This is a genomic window from Parasporobacterium paucivorans DSM 15970, assembly GCF_900141895.1.
Lineage (GTDB): Bacteria > Bacillota > Clostridia > Lachnospirales > Lachnospiraceae > Parasporobacterium > Parasporobacterium paucivorans.
Map to the genome: position 1 here is coordinate 1 of NZ_FQYT01000026.1, position 20700 is coordinate 20700.

Annotated in this window: 25 protein-coding genes and 1 riboswitch; of the genes, 22 read left to right on the forward strand and 3 right to left on the reverse strand. The window is 47.1% G+C overall.

Annotation, left to right across the window (positions count from 1 at the left end; all coding sequences use genetic code 11):
- The 18 genes from BUA79_RS10675 to BUA79_RS10760 form a co-directional block, all read left to right on the forward strand.
- A partial coding sequence (locus BUA79_RS10675) for a DUF5979 domain-containing protein (protein ID WP_073994415.1) occupies positions 1-561 on the forward strand: 561 nt, incomplete at its 5' end.
- A gap of 295 nt (positions 562-856) precedes the next feature.
- A riboswitch (cyclic di-GMP riboswitch) is annotated at positions 857-942 on the forward strand.
- 194 nt (positions 943-1136) lie between these two features.
- Positions 1137-1445, forward strand: coding sequence for a DUF192 domain-containing protein (locus BUA79_RS10680; protein ID WP_094757437.1), 309 nt, complete (start codon positions 1137-1139; stop codon positions 1443-1445).
- Positions 1446-1496: 51 nt separating this feature from the next.
- Positions 1497-1730: a heavy-metal-associated domain-containing protein gene (locus tag BUA79_RS10685; protein WP_242941693.1), complete on the forward strand. Its 234-nt coding sequence runs from the start codon at positions 1497-1499 to the stop codon at positions 1728-1730.
- A complete protein-coding gene (locus BUA79_RS10690) occupies positions 1727-2461 on the forward strand; it encodes a hypothetical protein (RefSeq protein ID WP_143147913.1) in 735 nt (244 codons plus the stop codon). Before BUA79_RS10685 ends, BUA79_RS10690 begins: the two co-directional genes overlap by 4 nt.
- 2 nt (positions 2462-2463) lie before the next feature.
- Complete coding sequence (locus tag BUA79_RS10695; protein WP_073994418.1) at positions 2464-2988, forward strand: nitroreductase; 525 nt, start codon at positions 2464-2466, stop codon at positions 2986-2988.
- A 206-nt stretch (positions 2989-3194) separates the two neighbouring features.
- Positions 3195-3422 (forward strand): acyl carrier protein, encoded by a 228-nt coding sequence (locus tag BUA79_RS10700; protein WP_073994419.1) that lies wholly within the window; start codon positions 3195-3197, stop codon positions 3420-3422.
- Between the two features lie 4 nt (positions 3423-3426).
- Positions 3427-4368, forward strand: a complete 942-nt coding sequence (gene fabK / locus BUA79_RS10705) for an enoyl-[acyl-carrier-protein] reductase FabK (protein ID WP_334292717.1) — start codon at positions 3427-3429, stop codon at positions 4366-4368.
- Positions 4356-5282 carry an ACP S-malonyltransferase gene (gene fabD, locus BUA79_RS10710; protein ID WP_073994421.1) on the forward strand — a complete coding sequence of 309 codons (927 nt, stop codon included), beginning with the start codon at positions 4356-4358 and terminating at the stop codon, positions 5280-5282. Before fabK ends, fabD begins: the two co-directional genes overlap by 13 nt.
- Complete coding sequence (gene fabG / locus BUA79_RS10715) at positions 5269-6003, forward strand: 3-oxoacyl-[acyl-carrier-protein] reductase (protein WP_073994422.1); 735 nt, start codon at positions 5269-5271, stop codon at positions 6001-6003. Before fabD ends, fabG begins: the two co-directional genes overlap by 14 nt.
- A gap of 8 nt (positions 6004-6011) precedes the next feature.
- Entirely contained in the window at positions 6012-7247 is a 1236-nt protein-coding gene (gene fabF / locus BUA79_RS10720) for a beta-ketoacyl-ACP synthase II (RefSeq protein ID WP_334292718.1), read from the forward strand.
- A 5-nt stretch (positions 7248-7252) separates the two neighbouring features.
- Positions 7253-7687: an acetyl-CoA carboxylase biotin carboxyl carrier protein gene (locus BUA79_RS10725; RefSeq protein ID WP_073994424.1), complete on the forward strand. Its 435-nt coding sequence runs from the start codon at positions 7253-7255 to the stop codon at positions 7685-7687.
- Positions 7684-8100 (forward strand): 3-hydroxyacyl-ACP dehydratase FabZ, encoded by a 417-nt coding sequence (gene fabZ, locus BUA79_RS10730; RefSeq protein ID WP_073994425.1) that lies wholly within the window; start codon positions 7684-7686, stop codon positions 8098-8100. Before BUA79_RS10725 ends, fabZ begins: the two co-directional genes overlap by 4 nt.
- A 4-nt stretch (positions 8101-8104) precedes the next feature.
- The gene (locus BUA79_RS10735) at positions 8105-9418 is read left to right on the forward strand and encodes an acetyl-CoA carboxylase biotin carboxylase subunit (RefSeq protein WP_073994426.1); all 1314 of its coding nucleotides are present in this window, start codon (positions 8105-8107) and stop codon (positions 9416-9418) included.
- On the forward strand, positions 9419-10288 hold the full coding sequence (accD, locus tag BUA79_RS10740) for an acetyl-CoA carboxylase, carboxyltransferase subunit beta (protein ID WP_073994427.1): 870 nt from the start codon (positions 9419-9421) through the stop codon (positions 10286-10288).
- On the forward strand, positions 10285-11085 hold the full coding sequence (locus BUA79_RS10745) for an acetyl-CoA carboxylase carboxyltransferase subunit alpha (RefSeq protein WP_330389257.1): 801 nt from the start codon (positions 10285-10287) through the stop codon (positions 11083-11085). Before accD ends, BUA79_RS10745 begins: the two co-directional genes overlap by 4 nt.
- 25 nt (positions 11086-11110) lie before the next feature.
- Positions 11111-12334, forward strand: coding sequence for a beta-ketoacyl-[acyl-carrier-protein] synthase family protein (locus tag BUA79_RS10750; protein ID WP_073994428.1), 1224 nt, complete (start codon positions 11111-11113; stop codon positions 12332-12334).
- Positions 12335-12347: 13 nt separating this feature from the next.
- The gene (locus BUA79_RS10755; protein WP_242941694.1) at positions 12348-13997 is read left to right on the forward strand and encodes a class I adenylate-forming enzyme family protein; all 1650 of its coding nucleotides are present in this window, start codon (positions 12348-12350) and stop codon (positions 13995-13997) included.
- Positions 13998-14046: 49 nt separating this feature from the next.
- A complete protein-coding gene (locus BUA79_RS10760; protein WP_073994430.1) occupies positions 14047-14625 on the forward strand; it encodes a TetR/AcrR family transcriptional regulator in 579 nt (192 codons plus the stop codon).
- Here BUA79_RS10760 and BUA79_RS10765 read toward each other — a convergent pair.
- The 3 genes from BUA79_RS10765 to BUA79_RS10775 form a co-directional block, all read right to left on the reverse strand.
- A complete protein-coding gene (locus BUA79_RS10765) occupies positions 14620-15879 on the reverse strand; it encodes a DNA polymerase Y family protein (RefSeq protein WP_073994431.1) in 1260 nt (419 codons plus the stop codon). The genes BUA79_RS10760 and BUA79_RS10765 overlap by 6 nt on opposite strands.
- Positions 15880-15906: 27 nt before the next feature.
- Positions 15907-16176: a hypothetical protein gene (locus tag BUA79_RS10770; protein ID WP_073994432.1), complete on the reverse strand. Its 270-nt coding sequence runs from the start codon at positions 16174-16176 to the stop codon at positions 15907-15909.
- 76 nt (positions 16177-16252) lie between these two features.
- Positions 16253-16702, reverse strand: coding sequence for a CYTH domain-containing protein (locus BUA79_RS10775; protein ID WP_073994433.1), 450 nt, complete (start codon positions 16700-16702; stop codon positions 16253-16255).
- A gap of 138 nt (positions 16703-16840) precedes the next feature.
- Here BUA79_RS10775 and BUA79_RS10780 point away from each other — a divergent pair, with 138 nt between their 5' ends.
- From BUA79_RS10780 to clpX, 4 genes are all read left to right on the forward strand, one after another.
- Positions 16841-17392 (forward strand): DJ-1 family glyoxalase III, encoded by a 552-nt coding sequence (locus BUA79_RS10780; protein WP_073994434.1) that lies wholly within the window; start codon positions 16841-16843, stop codon positions 17390-17392.
- Between the two features lie 97 nt (positions 17393-17489).
- Positions 17490-18785, forward strand: coding sequence for a trigger factor (gene tig / locus BUA79_RS10785; RefSeq protein ID WP_073994435.1), 1296 nt, complete (start codon positions 17490-17492; stop codon positions 18783-18785).
- Positions 18786-18787: 2 nt separating this feature from the next.
- On the forward strand, positions 18788-19369 hold the full coding sequence (gene clpP / locus BUA79_RS10790) for an ATP-dependent Clp endopeptidase proteolytic subunit ClpP (RefSeq protein ID WP_073994436.1): 582 nt from the start codon (positions 18788-18790) through the stop codon (positions 19367-19369).
- Between the two features lie 34 nt (positions 19370-19403).
- Positions 19404-20696: an ATP-dependent Clp protease ATP-binding subunit ClpX gene (gene clpX / locus BUA79_RS10795; protein ID WP_073994437.1), complete on the forward strand. Its 1293-nt coding sequence runs from the start codon at positions 19404-19406 to the stop codon at positions 20694-20696.
- The last annotated feature ends 4 nt before the right edge of the window (positions 20697-20700 follow it).

Consider the following 20700-nt stretch of genomic DNA (forward strand, 5'->3'; position numbering starts at 1 on the left):
ATGACCTGGGACAACCTGATACCGGGAGAATATACAGTAACCGAGGCTTCTCCGGGAGCAAACTGGACCGTATTGATACCGAATGACGGTAAGTTCACAGTAACTGCAGGTGAGGACACAATCGTAGACGTGACGGTGACAAACAGCTACAGCGTAGGCTCCCTGACGGTAAATAAGATAGTAAATACAAATAACGCAATCGGCCTTACGGTTCCGTCCTTCAACATAACGATTACCGGTCCTTCCTATCCGACCGGAAACACAAAGATATTCTCGGCAACGGGCGGGGCGATGACCTGGGATAACCTGATACCGGGAGTATATACGGTAACGGAAGCGGCTCTGAGCGATCCATTGTGGAGAACGAACATAGCAGGATCCCCGTTTACAGTGGTTGCCGGAGAGAATACAACGGTAGACGTGACAGTAACCAATATATACTTTCCGAACCTTCCAATGACAGGGGATTCCAATAACATTGCACTCCTTATATTAGGACTTGGAGCTGGCCTGTTTGGAATAGGATTAGCCTCCAAAAAAAGAAAAGCTATGAACAAATAACAACATTGACGTCCGGCCGGGCATCATGCCCGGCCGGTTTTTTGGTGCGCGCAGCAAGCCCACGTTCTAACGAATGTAAGTCTCAATATGGATTTTACAAAAGAAAGACTGATACACAGTTGCTTTTATGACTTAGTCAATGCATATCAGTCTGCGCATGTCAACTAGTGAAAGCGCCGCGTACCGAACGCACGGTGCTGTGAGAGGAGGCGGTTAGTCACCGCCTCCTATTCGACCTTTATATTATTAAAAAGTTGATATTTTCCCATCGTATATTATATAATGTACATACAGCCGAATACTTTGGCAAAACCAGTGAAAATTGGTGACGCAAAGCTTTTAGTCTAAAGTGGTTTCCGCTATGATTGCCAGGCTGCAAATATAATCCCTGTGGATGAAAAGGGACTGTGATTGCTTTTTGTTTTCGTAAGAGAAAAGGAAGTATCTGTAACAACACAACGATGTTTGGCGCTCAGTTACAGGAAAATCGAAGGCGAAGAAGCATGTAAAAGTGGGAAAATAAAATTATGAATGTTGAAGAAATGTTTGACTACCACTAAGCGGAGGAAAAGATTGTGGAACTTTTTAATGCTCTTGGGGAGATGGATGGCAGCTTTCTTCCCAGATTCAGGGGGCTTATGGGAAGAATCAGGCTGGAGAAAGAGTCCGGCCTGCTCCTGTCTCCCTGCAACAGCATCCATATGTTCGGGATGAAATTCAGCATTGAAGCAGTATTTGTGGATAAAGAGGACAGAATATGCCATATCATCCACTCCACGGGGAAAAGGAAGATCAGTCCTTTGATCAGGTCCTGCGCATACGTGATCGAGGCGCCTGCTGGAACGATGAAAGAAATCTGGAACTGCATGACAAAATCAGAATAGAAGAAGGCGTTTTGTGATATAATATAGATGATTTTAATTGGAGGTGATTACTTGTTCGGAAGGAAAAAAGCAAATCTGGAAATGAATATCGAAGGGATGACTTGCGGCCATTGCAGCCAGCGCGTTGAAAATGCACTGAATGGATTGGATGGTGTACAGGCAACTGTGGATTTGAACAAAAAGAAAGCGTTTATCAATCTGTCCGGGGAAATTTCCGAGGAAACATTGAAGGCGGCCATAGAAGATGCCGGATATACAGTGACCGGAATCGTGCGGAATAAATGATGGGTGCGGAATATGTAAAGGTGAAAGTCCTTCACGACGGCTGCTCTTTCGGGGGAAACCAGAACTGGTTCGCCCTGGACGGGGACAGGACAGAATACAGGATCCATAAGCGGGGCTGCGGCCTGATCGCGGTCGGTGACATATTTTTGCACCTGGCACGGACGGACAGCCGGTACAGGACTCCTTATACATCCATGATTCTAAGGGATGAGGCGGAGCCTTCCGTCGCGGAATATAAACGGTACATTCAGTCATTATATAGGAAGTATGTCTGGTTTATTCCTGGCCCCGGAATGTGGGTGATGCATCTGGTATGGATGATGAACCAGTATTTTAAGGGAAATGGGATGGACCTGAAGGCACGCTGGCGCTTCCCACCGACAAGGGGATGGAGGAAGTCGGTAATCAAAAAATCCTTGAAAAACCATCTGCCGGTAATATTGCTCCTGGGCAGGACCCGTGGGGAAATATTTCTATTGATGAAAAACAAAATAGGCCTGAATCTTTATGCGGATGAAGAATGCAGCCGTATCTTGAAGACCGGGGTGAAGAATCATTATGTCGTCGTCACAGACATCCTGCAAAAGCCCGGAACCAAAAAAACAGTCCTGAAAATATCATCCTGGGGGAAACTCTATTATATTGATTATGATGAATACTGCAGATATGTGTCCAGATATGGGGATCCGATTACAAGCAGCATGATAATAATAGATAAACGGAGGAATTAGAGATGAATGAGACATTAAAGAATCTGAGGGAAAGAAGATGTGTCCGCAGCTACAAGAACGAGCAGATCAAGGAAGAAGAACTGGAACAGATCCTGGAAGCGGGTATGTACGCTCCTTGTGGAATGGGTGCCCAATCTCCTGTGATGGTGGTTATTCAGAATAAGGATCTGATTCGGAAAATTTCCCAGATGAACGCTCTCGTAATGGGAAAAACAGGCGTTGATCCTTTCTTTGGAGCCCCGACCCTGGTTATCGTGTTTGCGGATTCATCCAGAATGACCTATGTGGAAGATGGAGCTCTCGTAATGGGAAATCTTATGAATGCTGCCCATGCCATCGGTGTGGATTCATGCTGGGTACACAGAGCAAGACAGGTGTTTGAGACGGAAGAAGGGCGCGCCCTTATGATGGGGTGGGGCCTTGACAGCAATTACGTAGGAATCGGCGATTGTCTGCTTGGATACCGCGACGGTGAATACCCTGAAGCAAAACCAAGGAAAGACAACTTTGTTATCCGGGTGCACTAGGAGATAAATTGCCCGTCCTTATGTCGGATTTTGTACTTTTTTATGAACATATGCAAGAATGGATTCCGAAAAGTGTATATATTGACAAGAGGCTTGTTGGGTTATATAATGTGAACGTTATCAGGTTATCAGTGATAACCTGCAAATTGAAAACAGCCTGCTTATGAGCATGGACTATATTATTTTAGAAAAGAGAGGTAATTACTATGATTTTTGAAACAATAGTTGAATTAATTGCAAACCAGATCGATTGCAAACCGGAAGATGTTAAAATGGAGACTACCTTCGAATCACTTGGAATAGACTCTTTGGATACCGTTGAGATGGTTATGGAACTTGAAGAGAAACTTGGATTCGAACTTGAACTGGACAAAAAAGTCGTTACAGTTGGAGATCTTGTTGAATTTGCAGAAGAGAAAAGCAAAGGAAGATAATATGATTAGAACGCCATTGTGTGATTTACTTGGAATTGAATATCCAATATTTCAGGGCGGAATGGCATGGATAGCCGATGCAAAGCTGGCTGCCGCAGTATCAAACGGCGGCGGCCTCGGCGTCATTGCCGCAGGCAATGCACCCGGAGAATATGTCCGTGAGCAGATCCGTCTTGCAAAAAGCCAGACAGATAAACCTTTTGGCGTGAATGTCATGCTCATGAGTCCCTTTGCGGATGAGATTGCAGAGATACTGATAGAGGAAAAAGTGCCCGTAGTTACCACTGGAGCTGGAAATCCTTCTAAATATATGAAGAGATGGACAGAAGCGGGCATACATGTGATTCCGGTAGTTGCTTCTGTAGCCCTGGCAAAGCTGATGACCCGCTTGGGGGCGTCGGCGCTTATTGCAGAGGGTGGAGAAAGCGGAGGACACGTGGGGGATCTGACTACTATGGTGCTTGTTCCCCAGGTTTGTGACGCTACCAATCTGCCAGTCATCGCAGCCGGAGGCATTGCCGATGGCAGGGGGATTGCAGCAGCCTTTATGCTGGGAGCCACCGGAATACAGGTGGGAACCCGTTTTCTGGTTGCAGAGGAATGTTCTGCCCATAGAACCCACAAAGAAAAAATTCTGGCGGCTAATGACATCTCGACTACTGTTACAGGCAAGCGTCTGGGACATCCGGTACGCAGTCTGAAAACGCCATTTACCCGTGAATATACCAAGGCGGAATACAGCAGTATTTCCGATGAGGAACTGGAAGCCATGGGAGCTGGAAAGCTTCGTCTGGCGGCTCAGGAAGGTGATGTACAGCAGGGATGTTTCCTGGCAGGTCAGGTTGTAGGAATGATTCATAAGGAACAGCCGGCAGCTGAGATTATAAGGGAGATGTTTGCCGAAGCAGAACCGATTCTGAAAGGAGCAGACAAATGGGTAAAATAGCATTTGTTTTCCCCGGACAGGGAGCGCAGTACGTCGGAATGGGAAAGAAACTTGTGGACATAAGCCCGGCATCTGCCCGGGTTTTTTCACAGGCTGACGCAGTCCGCAGTGGAACATCCGCCCAGTGCTTTGCCGGGAGCGATGAGGAACTGGCTATGACAGCCAATACACAGCCCTGCATGTTTACAGTTGAACTGGCAGCGGCAGCGGCCTTGATGGAAGCGGGAATTAATCCGGATGTGCTTGCAGGATTTTCGCTGGGAGAAGTTGCAGCCCTTACTGCATCCGAAGCCGTCGATTTCGAGACGGGATTTCGACTGGTGATACGCCGCGGAGAGCTGATGGCAGATGCCGCAGGCCGTGTGGACAGTGCCATGGCAGCCGTCGTAAAGCTTACAAATGAAAAGGTAAATGAATTATGCTCCGGATACGAACATGTGTATCCGGTTAATTATAATTGCCCGGGACAGGTAACTGTTGCCGGACTTAAGACCGAACTGGACCAATTCAAAGAAGATGTAAAGGCAGCCGGAGGAAGGGCAATCCCTCTCAAGGTAGCCGGAGGCTTCCACTCCCCTTTTATGGAGGAGGCGGCTGAGGAGTTTGGGAAAGTTCTGGAACAGGAAGAAATCCATCCCGCAAAAATCACTTTATATTCCAACTATACGGCCCGACCCTATGAAGGGGATTACAGAAAGCTTCTCAAGGCCCAGATATGCAATCCGGTGCGTTGGCAGCAGATTATACAGGATATGATTGATGAAGGCGTGGATATGTTTATTGAAGTGGGACCGGGGAAGGTTTTAAGTGGATTCATCGGAAAGATTTCCGGGGATGTCCGTGTCCTTCATGTTGAAGATGCAGAAAGTCTGCAGGAAACGATTAAAGAGGTGAAAAGCTATGTTGAAGGGTAAAAAAGCTGTCATAACAGGAGCTTCCAGAGGGATTGGCCGCGCCATTGCCCTGAAGTTTGCAGAATACGGCGCAGATGTGGCCATTATATATGCCGGGAACGAAGAGGCTGCTCAGGAAGTCTGCAAGGAAGCCCAGGCAAAAGGTGTTGATGCAAAGGCATTTCAATGTAATGTTGCTGATTTTGAAGAGGCTAAACAAACGGTTGCGAAAATCAAAGAGCAGTTTGGTACAGTGGATATTCTGGTTAATAATGCCGGAATCACCAGGGATGGGCTTATTGCCATGATGAAAGAGAGTGATTTTGACGCTGTTCTGGATACGAATCTGAAGGGCGCCTTTAACATGATTCGTCATTGTACCCCTATTTTCATGAAAAACCGTAAGGGCAAGATTGTTAATATGAGCTCTATTTCAGGAATCATGGGAAACGCCGGACAGGCAAACTATTCGGCCTCTAAGGCAGGCCTGATTGGATTGACAAAATCTGTTGCAAGGGAACTTGCAGCGAGGAATGTATGTTGTAATGCAATTGCACCTGGTATGATCCGTACGGACATGACGGCGGATTTCTCCAGTGATCATCCAATGATTGCATCCATTCCAATGGGCCGCATTGGCGAAGTGGAGGATGTTGCTGAGCTGGCTGCCTTTCTGGCAGCAGATATTTCGAATTATATTACAGGTGAAGTCATCCGGGTTGACGGTGGCATGGCCATATAGGAGATGAAATTATGAATCGAGTGGTTATAACAGGAATGGGCGTAATCAGCCCGGTTGGAAATGAAGTGGATTCATTTTGGGAAAGCCTGGTAAATGGAAAAGTGGGAATCGGACCGATTACCCGGTTTGACACTACAGGGTATAAGGCTACACTTGCCGCAGAGGTAAAGGGGTTTGATCCAAGCGTTTACATGGAAAGATCTGATATTCTGCATAGCGATCTGTACACCCAGTTTGGCATAGCTGCAGCAGCACAGGCGGTTGAGGACAGCGGCATTCTTGGGACCGTGAACCCTGAGAGGATGGCGGTTTATTTCGGGACCGGCATCGGCGGAATGCAGACATTTATTGATGAAACAAGAAAGCTCATAGAAAAAGGGCCACGCAGGATTTCTCCTTTCTTCATCCCCATGACAATCGCCAACATGGCGGCAGGGATGATTGCCATTCGTTTTGGCTGCAAAGGGGCTGCCATGCCATCCGTAACAGCCTGCGCATCAGGTACAAATGCCATTGGTGAGGCATTAAGGGCCATCCGGCACGGCTACGCGGATGCGATTATTGCGGGAGGAGCGGAAGCGACCATTACAGAGCTGGCAGTAGGCGGCTTTGGCAATATGATGGCACTTTCCACCTCGACAGATCCCATGGCGGCTTCCCTTCCTTTTGATAAAAGGCGCGGCGGGTTCGTAATGGGAGAAGGTGCAGGAGCACTCATACTGGAAAATTATGAGCATGCAAAGGCTCGTGGAGCAAAAATATATGCGGAAATCTGCGGGTATGGTTCTACCTGCGACGCATATCATATCACTGCTCCCAATCCGGAAGCGGAAGGCGGAGCCAGGGCTATTTCAGATGCTCTTCAGGAAGCTGGAATTACAGAAGAAGATAGAGTTTACATAAATGCACATGGGACGGGAACACCTCTAAATGATGCGGCAGAAACCATTGCCATAAAGAAATCTTTTGGTGAGGAGAGAGCCAGACAGGTTCTTATCAGCTCCACCAAAGGCGTGACCGGGCACATGCTCGGAGCTGCGGGAGCTGTAGAGGCAATCGCGGCCATTCTTGCCCTGAACAAAGGCATCGTTCCACCGACAGCTGGACTGACAGAGCCGGATCCGGCATGTGATCTGGATTACGTTCCGGTAACCGCAAGGGAAAGCAGCCTGGATCTGGTGCTCTCCACATCTCTGGGATTTGGGGGTCATAACGCCTGTGTAGCATTTAGAAAGGCGGAGTAATAAAAATGGAAGAAAATAACATTCGAAAATATGCTCAGTTAATGAAAGAGCTTGGCCTGACAGGTCTGGAAATTACAGAAGACGGAAACAAGATCCGTCTGGAACGAAGTGAAGGCGTAAAAGTGGTGGAAGCACCGCCAGCTGTCCATGAAATTCAAAAGGCAAAGGGAGATACACCTAAAACCGATAAAGACCTTATAGAGGTGGCTTCGCCAATGGTAGGTGTCCTCTATCTGTCTTTTAAAGAGGGTGAAAAGCCTTTTGTAAAAGAAGGAGACAGCGTCAAAAAAGGCGATGTCCTCTGCATTATTGAAGCCATGAAGCTGATGAATGAAATTACGGCAGAGCAGGATGGCGTAATTGCCGAAGTATGTGCCGGTAATGGAGAAGTGGTGGATTATGGCCGCGTTTTGTTTAAGATTAGGAGGAATGAAGCTTGAATCAGTCCGAGATAATGAAGATTCTCCCACATCGGGACAATATGCTGCTGATTGAGGAAGCAATTGTGGAAGATGGAACTGCCATGGGTAAATATCATGTCAGAGGAGATGAGTGGTTTTTAAAGGGGCATTTTCCGGGAAAACCGGTGGTGCCCGGTGTTATATTGTGTGAAATGCTGGCCCAGTCTGCATGTGTACTTCTGTGTGAAGGACAGGCAGAGGGTACGACCCCTTACTTCACTGGCCTGGATAAGGTGAGGTTTAAGAAACCTGTACTTCCGGGAGATACCGTGGAGACTCAGTGTACGATTACAAAATCAAAGGGGCCTTTTCATTTTGCCCAAGGCCAAATACACGTGAATGGAAAACTTTGTGTGACAGCAGAATTTTCTTTTGCACTGATAAAGGAGTAACCCGATGTTTTCAAAAATATTAGTGGCAAACAGGGGTGAAATCGCTGTCCGGATCATCCGTGCCTGCAAGGAAATGGGAATCGCTACGGTTGCCGTGTACTCACAGGCGGATGCGGATTTGCTGCATGTGGCCCTGGCGGATGAAAGCATATGTATCGGAAGGGCAGCCTCTTCAGAAAGCTATCTGTGTGCGGACCGTATTATCAGTGCGGCTCTGGTCACGGGGGCACAGGCTGTGCATCCGGGATATGGTTTTATGTCGGAAAATGCTGAATTTGCGCGCATGTGCGAAAAACATGGCCTCGTCTTTATCGGACCGCAGCCGGAAACCATGGAACTGCTGAGCGACAAAGAAAGAACCAAAAGGCTGATGCAGGAAGCGGGTGTTCCCGTTATACCCGGATCCAGAGTCATCAAAGATCAGGAAACTGCTCTGGCAGCGGCAGAGGAAATCGGATATCCGGTACTCTTGAAAGCCAGATCCGGTGGAGGCGGGCGTGGAATTCGCCAGGTAGACCATGCGGGTGAAATGGAGCACGCATTTTCGGTTGCCTCCAATGAAAGCCGCACTGCCTTCGGAGATGATGCCGTATACATGGAAAAATTCATCCATCCGGCCAAACATATAGAAGTCCAGATTTTAGCGGATGAGGAAGGAAACACGGTATGTCTGGGTGAGAGGGACTGCTCCATTCAGAAAAGGAACCAGAAGCTGATTGAGGAAACCCCTTCGCCGGTGGTAAGCGCTGAGCAGAGGGATTTTCTCGCAGATGTATGCATAAAAGCTGCAAAGGCTGTCAAGTATGTGAACGCCGGAACGCTTGAATTCCTGATGGACCAGAACGGAGAATTTCATTTCATGGAAATGAATATACGTCTTCAGGTTGAGCATCCCGTGACGGAACAGCTTACAAATATTGACATCGTAAAATGGCAGATCCGTATTGCGGCAGGCGTTCTGCTGGATTTCAAACAGGAAGAAATTCCATTTATTGGGACTTCCATTGAGTGCCGGATCAATGCGACCGCATCTGGGAAGGTGGAGTTCCTCCATATCCCTGGAGGACCATTTGTGCGTTTTGATACTTTCCTTTTCACCGGAATGGTGGTTCCGCCTCATTACGATGCCCTGATCGGAAAGCTGGTAGTGTTCGCGTTTACAAGAGGAGAGGCTATCCGGAAAATGAGGGCAGCCCTTTGTGAACTTGTAATTGAGGGCGTGCCAAATAATATCGAGGAGCAGATTGAAATATTAGCCAGCCCTGAATTTCAGGATGGAAGCTATAATTTAGATTTTTTTAGAAATGAGGTGAAATAATTGCCATTTGTCCAATTTTTACACAAGCCGAAAAATGAACTAGAAAAAGGGGGAAGGACCCCCAAGGCCAAAGTACACCTGGCGGAAGAAAGTGAATTTTCCAAAAAGTGTCCCAGCTGCGGGAAAAGCACCCCTTTGAGCATTCTTTGGGATAATTTCAATATCTGCCAGTGCGGGCATCATTACCGATTGAGCGCAAGACAGAGAATTTCCCTTTTGGCTGACGGCGAGAGTTTTTCTGAGTTGTTTCGGGAACTGGTGGGACAGGACGTCCTTAAATTTCCACACTATGAAAAGAAGCTGGTATCCGTCCAGAAATCCAGCGGTGAAAATGAGGCTGTAATCTGTGGTGAGGCAATGATCTGGAAAAAACCCTGCGCGCTTTTTATCATGGAGCCTTATTTCATGATGGGAAGTATGGGTACAGCAGTCGGTGAAAAAATAACACGGCTGTTTGAGTATGCTACGGAAAAGAATCTTCCTGTTGTAGGATATACGGTATCCGGAGGAGCCAGGATGCAGGAAGGTCTCCTTTCCCTGATGCAGATGGCAAAAACCAGCGGCGCGGTGAAAAGACACAGCGATAATGGAGGCCTTTATATCACAATGCTTACGGATCCCACGACCGGAGGAGTAACAGCCAGCTTTGCCATGGAAGGCGATATTATCCTGGCGGAGCCTGGTGCTACCATAGGGTTTGCAGGTGCCAGAGTTATTGAGCAGACCGTGCACAAAAAACTTCCCAAAGATTTCCAGAAGGCTGAATTTCTTCTGCAGCATGGATTTATAGACGCCATTGTGCCTAGAAGGAGACAGCGCGCAGTTATAGGAAAGTTGCTGCAGATGCACACGGGAGGAATGAAGGAATGAGCATGACAGCTTACGACCGGGTACGGGCTGCCCGTTCACAGGACCGCCCTACGGGTCTTGATTATATTCAGAATTTGTTCGATAATTTTATAGAACTGCACGGAGACCGGTATTTTGCAGACGATCCGTCCATAGTGGCCGGTGTTGCCATGCTGGACGACCAGCCGGTCACGGTGATTGCCATGGAAAAGGGTCATACTACCAAGGAAAGGGTTTTCCGGAATTTTGGAGCACCCAATCCGGAAGGCTACAGGAAAGCCCTGCGCCTTATGAAACAGGCGGAAAAATTTTCAAGGCCTGTTATCTGTCTGGTGGACACAGCAGGAGCCTTCTGTGGAATTGGCGCGGAAGAACGGGGACAGGGCCGGGCAATTGCAGATAATCTGATGGAAATGATGACTTTGGGAACTCCGATTCTTACAATCCTCATCGGAGAAGGCGGCAGCGGAGGCGCACTGGCTCTTGGAGTGGCAGATGAGGTCTGGATGATGGAAAACGCCATTTACAGCGTCATTTCGCCGGAAGGATGCGCCAGCATTTTGTGGAAGGATGCGGACAAGGCGGCGGACGCCGCGGAGTGTCTGAAACTAACGGCAGAAGATGCCCTGCAGTTTGGGATTATTGACCGCATCATTGCGGAAGGTGATCAGGACTTTACCCGGACTTTTGCGCAGATAAAACAGGATATGCTGAATTTCCTGACCAAGCACAAAGAGATGGAGATAGAAAAACTGAAGGAACAGCGCTATCAGAGATTCCGCAAAATAGGAACTTCCTATTTATCGGACGCAGAGTAGGACAGCTTTCAGATTGGAGATAAATATGGAAACAAAACGAATAGTTATTACTGGAATGGGAGCCGTTACTCCTTTGGGAATCGGTGTAAATGAGTACTGGAATAACCTGATTGAGGGAAAGTGCGGAATATCTTCCATTACAAAGATTGATACACAGGATCTTCCGGTCAAGCTGGCTGCCGAGGTGAAGAATTTTGTTCCCGGCAACTACATGAGCACATCTATGATTAATTCTATGGATGATTTCATGCAGTTTGCCTACGTGGCTGCGGATGAAGCCCTTAAAGAGAGCGGGGTTCAGATTGTACCGGAACGTACCGGGATCGTCATAGGAACTGCCATGGCAGGACTGACAGCCATTGCCAAGACCCAGAAGGAACTGTCTGAGAATGGAAAACGTGTCGGTCCCAAATTTCTGCCCAAGGTTTTGGGAAACATTGCCGCGACCCATATTGCCAATGCAAACAGTATCAAAGGACCCTGTATGACGGTCAGCACCGCCTGTTCTTCCGGAGGGGATGCCATCAGCCTGGGAGCAATGTTTTTAAAAGCGGGAGAAGCGGATGTGGTTCTGGTGACCGGAGCTGAATCAGGCATATGCCCCTTACTGATCCAAAGCCTTACCAAAGCACTTGCCCTGACCGCCAATCCGGATCCGAATTCGGCCAGCAGGCCATTTGACCTGAACCGTGACGGTTTTGTCATTGGAGAAGGCGGAGGAGCTCTTGTTCTGGAGACGGAAGAACATGCTCTTGCAAGGGGAGCCCGTATTATTGCCGAGTTGGCCGGTTATGCCAATAACACGGATGCCTATCATGTGGTGGCGCCTCATCCGGAGGGCGAAGGAGCTATTGCCTGCATGAAACGGGCTCTGGAGATTGCCAACATGCATCCGGAGGAAATCGGGTATATAAATATGCATGGCACCTCGACCCAAAAAGGAGATGAGGTAGAAGTGGTATCCGTCAAGAAAGTATTTGATGCACATGCCTTTAAAATGGCTGTCAGTTCCACCAAAGGAGCTACAGGACACCTTATGGGAGCCGGCGGTATCACAGAAGTTATTGCATGCATCCAGGCAATAAGAACCGGAATCCTCCCTCCGACCATTAATTACAGCACTCCCGATCCGATGTGTGACTTAGACGTGATTCCGAACCACGCAAGACACCAGAAGATAAACGCAGCAATGTCCAATGCCTTCGGATTTGGAGGCCAGAATTCCAGTATTATTGTGAAAGCATACTAAGGAGGTACACGTAGTGAACTTAACTTACGACGTGACTATGTTTCGGGATAACTTTGAGTCAGGTTTTACCTGGATTAACGGTTTCAATAGAAACGTGTTTCGTTTTTCGGAGAGAAATGCCCTGACAGATCCGCTCAGGGAAAAGACGTGGACGTATGCAGACTTAAATAAAGAAATTAACCGGCTGGCCAATAGATGGCAGCGGGATGGTGTTATAAAAAATGATGTTGTGATGTATGTGCTGTACAATTCAGCAGAATTCGTATTTTCCCATATAGCGGCGCAAAAAGCAGGGGCCATCAGCTGCCCTGTCAACTACAACTGGGCCGCGGGCGAGATAGCCATGGTCCTGGAACAGAACAAGCCCAAAGTATTTCTTTTTGACATGGAAATCGAACAGATAATAAAAATGGCTTTAGATCTGTCTTTCCATAAACCAGAGATATGTATTTCGGTTGGCGAGAAAGAATCTGAAATCAGCGGCGTCATAGCCTACGAGAAATATGTGGCGGACAGCCCAGAGGAGGAACCAGTTCCCCCTCCGAGCCATATATACGATGAAGTATTGCGGCTGCATACGTCCGGAACTACAGGACATCCCAAGGGAGTACCGGTTAATAATATCAATGAGGTTCTTACTGCTCACGATGTGATTATGCATTTTCCCTTGAATCCGATGGATAAGACCATGAATATGACCCCCTGGTTCCACCGTGGAGGAATACATTCCGGCGGTCTGACTCCTACACTGTATGTGGGTGGAGAGGTAGTGATCCTCCGGCAGTTCAATCCTAAAATCTGCCTGAAATACACACAGAAATACAGAATCACATTTCTAATCGGAGTGCCGGCAGTCCTGAATATGCTTGCAAAATATCAGGAAAAGGAAAATTTGGACCTTCAGTCCCTGCATGGAATCGTTACAATGGGCAGTCCTTTGGAAAAGAATGCATGCATTTATTTTCAAAAGGTGCTGACTCCCAATCTTTTCAACGGTTATGGAACCACGGAAACATTTTGGAATTCTTTTCTGAGTCCACGGGATCTTCCAGAAATGTCGGGAAGTTCCGGACGTTCCTGTACGGATGATGAAATATATTTGGTAAAGGTATACGAGGACAGAAAAGCGGAACCGGATGATTTTGTTGCCCGGAACGGGGAAGAAGTCGGCGAAATCATCATTAAATCCCTGTCAAAGTCCACCTGCAGCTATTATGACAATGAAGAAGAGACGAAACGCAGGTATTATAAGGGTTTCCTCTATACCGGAGATCTGGGCACCTGGGACAAAAACAGCTATATTACCGTAGTGGGGCGTAAGGATGATATGATTATTTCGGCGGGCGAGAACATTTTTCCGGCACAGATTGAGGAGGCCATATCCGAAAATTCAAAGGTAAAAGATGTCATTGTTACCAGCGTTCCGGACAAAAAACGCGGTGAGGCAGTAGTGGCGTATGTTGTAAAAGAAGATGACGACCTTACGGTTCAGGAAATGATTCGATATTGTGCAGGGCACCCCATGCTTTCCGCTTTCAAAAGTCCCAAATATTATCGTTTTGTGGAGGAACTCCCCTATAATGCCACTGGAAAAAAACTTCATTTCAAGGCTAAGCAGGCTGCAGTCCAGGATTTGGAAGAAGGACGTCTGGAACGCTATTAGCAGAAAAATGGATTGGAATCTCCAGTAGAACAGTTTGGAGGGTGAAATCGTGAAGGGTGATGAGATCAAAGAAATGTCCATGCGGGAGAGGCTGATTCAAGCGGGCATTACCGATTTGAACAAGAATGGTACCAAGAATTTTTCGGTGCGCAGGATTGCGGCCATATGTGGGATATCCTGTGCGGCTCCCTACAAGCATTTTAGGGATAAGCAGGATTTTCTTCTTGCCATAATCAGGTACATCGATCATCTTTGGGATGGCCGCCAGCAGAAAGTCCTGGAGACCGTGCAGGGCGACACCCGGAAACGGATTGTGGCAGTCAGTGTGGAATACGTAAGATTTCTCGTAGAAAATCCGCATTTCCGTTCGGTTATTATGCTGCAGGATTCTGATCTGGATGAGGATTATGTGGAGATTCGGAGAAGGCTGAACCAGAAGTCAAAGGACCTGGTAGGCGAGTACTGCGCTTCGGTGGGGATGACCATGCAGGTCCAGAACTTCAAAGTGTTTGTGGTGCGGTCTCTGATTTACGGTGCTTCCCTGATGATGGACAATGAGAGCATGGAATATAATGAAGAGAACTTAGAGATGGTAGCCAGTGCTATAGACCGTGAATTCGATTTATGATACCGGTTTTGTAATTCCCGTCCTGCGGGCCCGGTCGAGCCCTCCGGACATATGAGGAGTCCTGTTTCCTGCGAAACAGGCTCTTTTTATTGAGTCTTCCCCGTAGCGACGCCGTATTTCATCCACGGCGCCATCCAGCTTTTCAAGGCGGTCATATTTATGCATGTCAAACAGATTGTACTGGCGGCATGGGCCCTGCCGGATGCGTCCCGTCTGGATGCCCAGCTGGCGGATGGGAGTCGTATTGTCCCACAGCTCATCAAAAAGCCCGCAGGCCACAGAGTGTATCTCGGCGGTAATATTGGTGGAGGAAAGGATGTTCCTCTGGTGGGAGGTGCGGGAAAAATTCCAGTCGGTAATGGAAACCGATATACAGGAGGCCCTGGCTTCGTCGGTCCTCAACCGGGAGGCCACAGTTTCCGTGAGGGAAAGAAGTATCATATGGGCGATATCCCTTGAAGTGACATCCTTTGCCAGGGTAAGGCTGTTCCCATAGCCTTTGTTGGCGGAGGGTATGTCATACAGCTGGCTGGAATCAATGCCGTTTGCAAAATTGTAGATTACCTCTCCGTGGCTTTTGAAATGGTACCTAAGCATCTTGAGGTCGGAACGGGCCAGTTCGCCGATGGTGGTGATTCCCAGGCCATACAGCTTTTTCTGTGTTGCCCGCCCTACGAAAAAAAGATCGCCGACATTCAAAGGCCATAATTTCGAGGAGACCTCTTCAGGAAACAGGCTGTGGACCATATCAGGCTTTTTGAAATCCCCGGCCATCTTGGCAAGAAGCTTATTGGTGGAGACACCAATATTGACGGTGAATCCAAGTTCCCGGTGTATCCTGTCCTTCAGGCAATGGGCGGCGGAGACAGGAGTTCCGTACAGGCGGTGGGTACCAGTCATGTCGCAGAAAGCCTCATCTATGCTGTACTGCTCCACACAGGGAGAAAATTCCCGGAGTATGCGGATAAAGGCCTTTGAGGCTTCGACATAGAGGGAATAATCAGGAGGGACGACCACCAGTCCGGGACACTTTTTCCGGGCACTTAACAGGGACTCACCGGTTTGTATCTTGTAGGCCTTTGCCGGAATGGATTTTGCCAGGATGATGCCATGGCGGGACTCCTGGCTGCCGCCAACTGCAGATGGAATGGTGCGCAGATCCAGGCCATCTCCCAGGATGTAGAGGCGGCGGCAGGCCTCCCAGCTTAAAAAAGCGGAATTCACATCTATATGAAAAATGACATTGTCATTCATTTCTGTTTTACCTCCCTGAAGAACGTGTCAGGCAAGGATACGCTGGAGAATCCATTTGTGGGAAGCCACGTTGTATAACAGCTCCACCAGACGCTCGTGACCCTCCAGGTGAATCCGGCAGACGTATTGGAAAGTATTGATGCCCAAAAGTGAGGATTCTCTGCAGTAAACCACCTCGTCAATATTCAGAGTGATAAGTCTATGTTCATTATCCTCCAGGCGGATGCGCAGGGGCCTTATATCTCCCAGCGTGCTGAATAATGAAATTGCCTCAATGGGAATGTTGCTGTTCTGCATGTGATACCTCCATATATCAGGTAAACCTGTCTTCACAGTCATTATAGCAGAACATATGTTCGATGTAAAGGCGGTTCTAAAAAGTCGCTTGGCTTAGATAAGAATTATGATATTTTCCGGAACCGGTGACATCTTCATCAAACCAGTCGGGAGGAATAAAGCATTCTGCCTGCTCCCGGCTCTCAAACTCCACTTCGGCTATGACAAGCCCGGAAAATCGTCCCTCGAATATGTCCAGTTCGATGGTGAGGTTCTCTGGAAGGGGAATAAGGTACCTTTTCTTGGTTATTAGATTTCCATCCGCCTTGGTTTTCAGGTGTGCATAGCTCTGCTCTGTGAGAGGCAGGTTGTATTCTTCCCTTTCCATAAGACCTTCCGATTTATATGTCAGATAATAGGAATCATCCTGTCTGCGGATCCGGATTACCGGCTGCGTGCACAGGTAGGCCTGCTCGATCTGGTGGAAAGGCAGCAAGGCAAGGTCATAAGGAATCTGTCGGACGGTAAATTTTCTTTCGATTTCCATAGGTGTTCCTCCGTTCTTAATATATCTGCCATTTTACATACAAAAAAAGCAAATGTCCATTGTCAATAAAATAAACTTTGAAATTAAAAGGTGCATCGTATATAATCGTGGTATATGAAGGAAAGAAGGTAATCTGCTATGTATAAGGTATTGGTATTTCTTGCGGAAGGCTTTGAGGAAGTGGAGGCGCTGGCGGTTGCAGATGTGCTGATGAGGGCGGGTGCCCGGGTAAGGCTGGTGTCGGTATCTGAAAGCCTGCAGGTCAAAGGAGCCCATGGTATTGAGATAAAGGCAGGGCAATGCCTCAGAGATGTAGTGCAGGAAGAGGCGGATATACTGTTTTTGCCGGGAGGGATGCCCGGAACAACAAATCTGGGAAACAGCAAGGAACTGAAAGAAATGCTGTTTAAGCAGAATCAGGCGGGAAGACGAATCGCAGCCATCTGCGCCGCACCCAGCATTCTGGGGGAAATGGGACTGCTCCAGGGGAAGAAGGCCACCTGCTATCCGGGGTTTGAGGATGCCCTCGCGGGAGCCGTCGTGGTGAATGAAAAAGTGGTGACCGATGGCAATATAACTAGCAGCCGGGGCATGGGTACGGCCATCGATTTAGGACTTGCTCTTACGAAAATCCTGTTTGGATCTGCAAAAGAACAGGAAGTGGCAGGGGCTATCCAATATGAATTATAAGGGATGACAACCCTTGACGCATGTGGTATAATGTACCGATGCATAATGCAAATAAATAACATAAAATAAAAACAGAAACTGAGGAGGAACCGTTAAAATGGGTTTACAAGTTGAGAAATTAGAAAAAAATATGGCAAAACTTACGATTGAAGTGCCGGTTGAAAAAGTAGAGAAGGCAATAGACAGCGCATATAAAAAACAAAGAAATAACATGAGTGTACCAGGATTCAGAAAGGGCAAAGTTCCACGCCAGATGCTTGAAAAGATGTATGGCGAGAGAATCTTCTTTGAAGATGCTGCCAATGAAATGATTCCTGAGGCGTTTGAAAGTGCTGCATTGGAATCCGGACTGGAAATTGTTTCCCATCCGGACATTGAAGTTGTAAAGATGGCGAAAAACGAACCTTTTGTGTTCACAGCAATGGTTGCCGTGAAACCGGAAGTAGAGCTTGGCCAGTATAAAGGCGTTGAAGTAGAAAAAACAGAAGTAGAAGTTACGGAAGAAGAGATTCAGGCAGAGCTGGACAAAGCTCTGGAACAGAACTCAAGACTTGTACCTGTTGAAGACAGGGCTGTACAGGATAGCGATATAACAAGCATCGACTTCGAAGGATTTGTGGACGGAGTTCCTTTTGACGGAGGAAAAGGGGAGGATTATTCCCTGACTATTGGTTCACACAGCTTTATTGATACCTTTGAAGAGCAGCTTATTGGTGTGAAAATCGGAGAAGAAGTAGAAATAAACGTAAAATTCCCGGAAGAATACCATTCAGAAGAGCTGAAAGGAAAACCTGCACTGTTTAAGGTTACCGTTAAAGAAATCAAAGTGAAGGAAATTCCTGAGATGGATGATGAATTCGCATCCGAAGTATCCGAATTTGAAACACTGGAAGAATACAAAGCAGATGTTAAAGAAAAATTAAAAGAGAAAAAAGAAGCAGAAGCAAAACGCACCAAAGAGAATAAAGTTATAGACAAATTAATAGAGAATGCAACTATAGATGTGCCGGACCTGATGGTTCAGACACAGGCAAGACAGATGGCAAACGAGTTCGCCAACAGAATAGTGAGCCAGGGAATCAGCATGGAACAGTACCTGCAGATTACAGGCATGACAGAAGATAAAATGGTAGATCAGATGAAACCACAGGCATTAAGAACAATCCAGACCAGTCTGGTTCTTGAAGCAATCGTGGAAAAAGAAAACATTGAAGCGAGTGAAGAAGAATACAACAAAGAACTTCAGACCATGGCAGAAATGTATAAAATGGAAGCAGACAAACTGAAAGAACTGATTTCAGAAAATGAAGAAAAACAGATTAAGACAGATATTGCGGTTCAGAAAGCAATAGATATGTTGTGTGAGGAAGCCGTAGAAAGAAAAGAGGCGTAAATATGAGTTTAGTACCTTACGTAATCGAACAGACAAGTCACGGAGAAAGATCTTATGATATCTACTCCAGACTTCTGAAAGAACGAATCATATTTTTGGCGGAAGAGGTCAACGATGTCAGTGCGAGCATAGTCATTGCGCAGCTGCTGTTCCTTGAGTCCGAGGATCCAGGCAAGGATATCCATTTATATATCAACAGTCCGGGAGGATCCGTTACAGCCGGAATGGCAATTTATGATACAATGAATTACATCAAATGTGATGTGTCTACAATCTGCATCGGTATGGCAGCAAGCATGGGAGCGTTCCTTCTTTCAGGAGGAGCGAAGGGCAAGAGATTTGCACTTCCCAACGCAGAGATCATGATTCACCAGCCACTGGGCGGGGCGCAGGGACAGGCTTCCGATATTAAGATTGTTGCAGACCATATTGTCAAGATAAAAAGGAAAATCAATGAGATTCTGGCTGAGAATACAGGAAAATCTCTCGCGATCATAGAGGTGGATACGGATAGGGATAACTACAAGAGTGCCCAGGAAGCCATGGAGTATGGTCTGATTGACAGCGTAATCACCAGCCGATAGGATTGGGAGAGTTGCTTTTAGAAAAGAGGAAAACATGGCAAATAAAATGGATGACAAATTACTAAGATGCTCTTTTTGCGGGAAGTCCCAGGATCAGGTTAGAAAGCTCATCGCAGGACCGGATGGCGCATATATCTGTGATGAATGCGTAGATATCTGCGCGGAAATCATAGAGGATGAATTTGAAGATTACGAGCCGGCGGAGTATGAGATAAATCTTTTAAAACCCAAGGAAATCAAAGAATTCTTAGATGAATATGTTATCGGACAGGATGAAGCCAAAAAAGTGCTGGCCGTATCCGTATATAACCATTACAAGAGAATTACCTCTGGAAAAGACCTGGATGTTGAACTGCAGAAGAGCAATATCCTGATGCTGGGGCCTACGGGCTCCGGAAAAACATATCTGGCGCAGACTCTGGCAAAGCTTTTGAATGTGCCGTTTGCCATTGCAGATGCCACAGCTCTGACAGAGGCTGGTTATGTAGGGGAGGATGTGGAGAACATCCTGCTGAAACTGATCCAGGCGGCAGACTATGATATCGAAAAAGCGGAATTGGGTATCATTTATATTGATGAAATCGACAAGATAACCAAAAAATCAGAAAATGTTTCCATTACCAGAGATGTTTCAGGCGAAGGCGTACAGCAGGCTCTCCTGAAAATCCTGGAAGGAACCACTGCGTCCGTACCACCCCAGGGTGGCAGAAAGCATCCCCAGCAGGAGCTGATCCAGATCGATACCACGAACATACTCTTTATCTGCGGAGGTGCGTTCGATGGCCTGGAAAAGATTATTGAAACCAGAATCGACAAGAAATCTATAGGATTCAATGCGGAAATCGCACATAGAAAAGACAACAGACTCGATGAGCTCTTCAAGATGGTCATGCCCCAGGATTTGATGAAGTTTGGCCTGATACCGGAATTCATTGGACGTGTACCCGTGACCGTATCCCTGCAGTCTCTGGACGTGGAGGCTCTGGTCAAAATATTGAGAGAACCAAAAAACGCCATTATAAAACAGTACCAGAAATTGTTTGAATTGGATGGTGTGGACCTGGAGTTTACAGAAGAGGCAGTCAGGGCAATTGCAGAGAAATCCTCTGCAAGAAAAACAGGAGCCCGTGGTCTCCGCTCGATTATGGAAAGCGTCATGATGGACATCATGTACCAGATTCCGTCTGATCCGACCATCTCCGAGTGCATAATCACCAAGGATGTGGTGGAAAATAACGCAGAACCGGAGATTACCCACAAGGAGGCAGCTGCTGCAAAAAAGCCTGCAAAGAAAATTTTTAAAAAGGGTGACGACGAGACGGCATAATGAA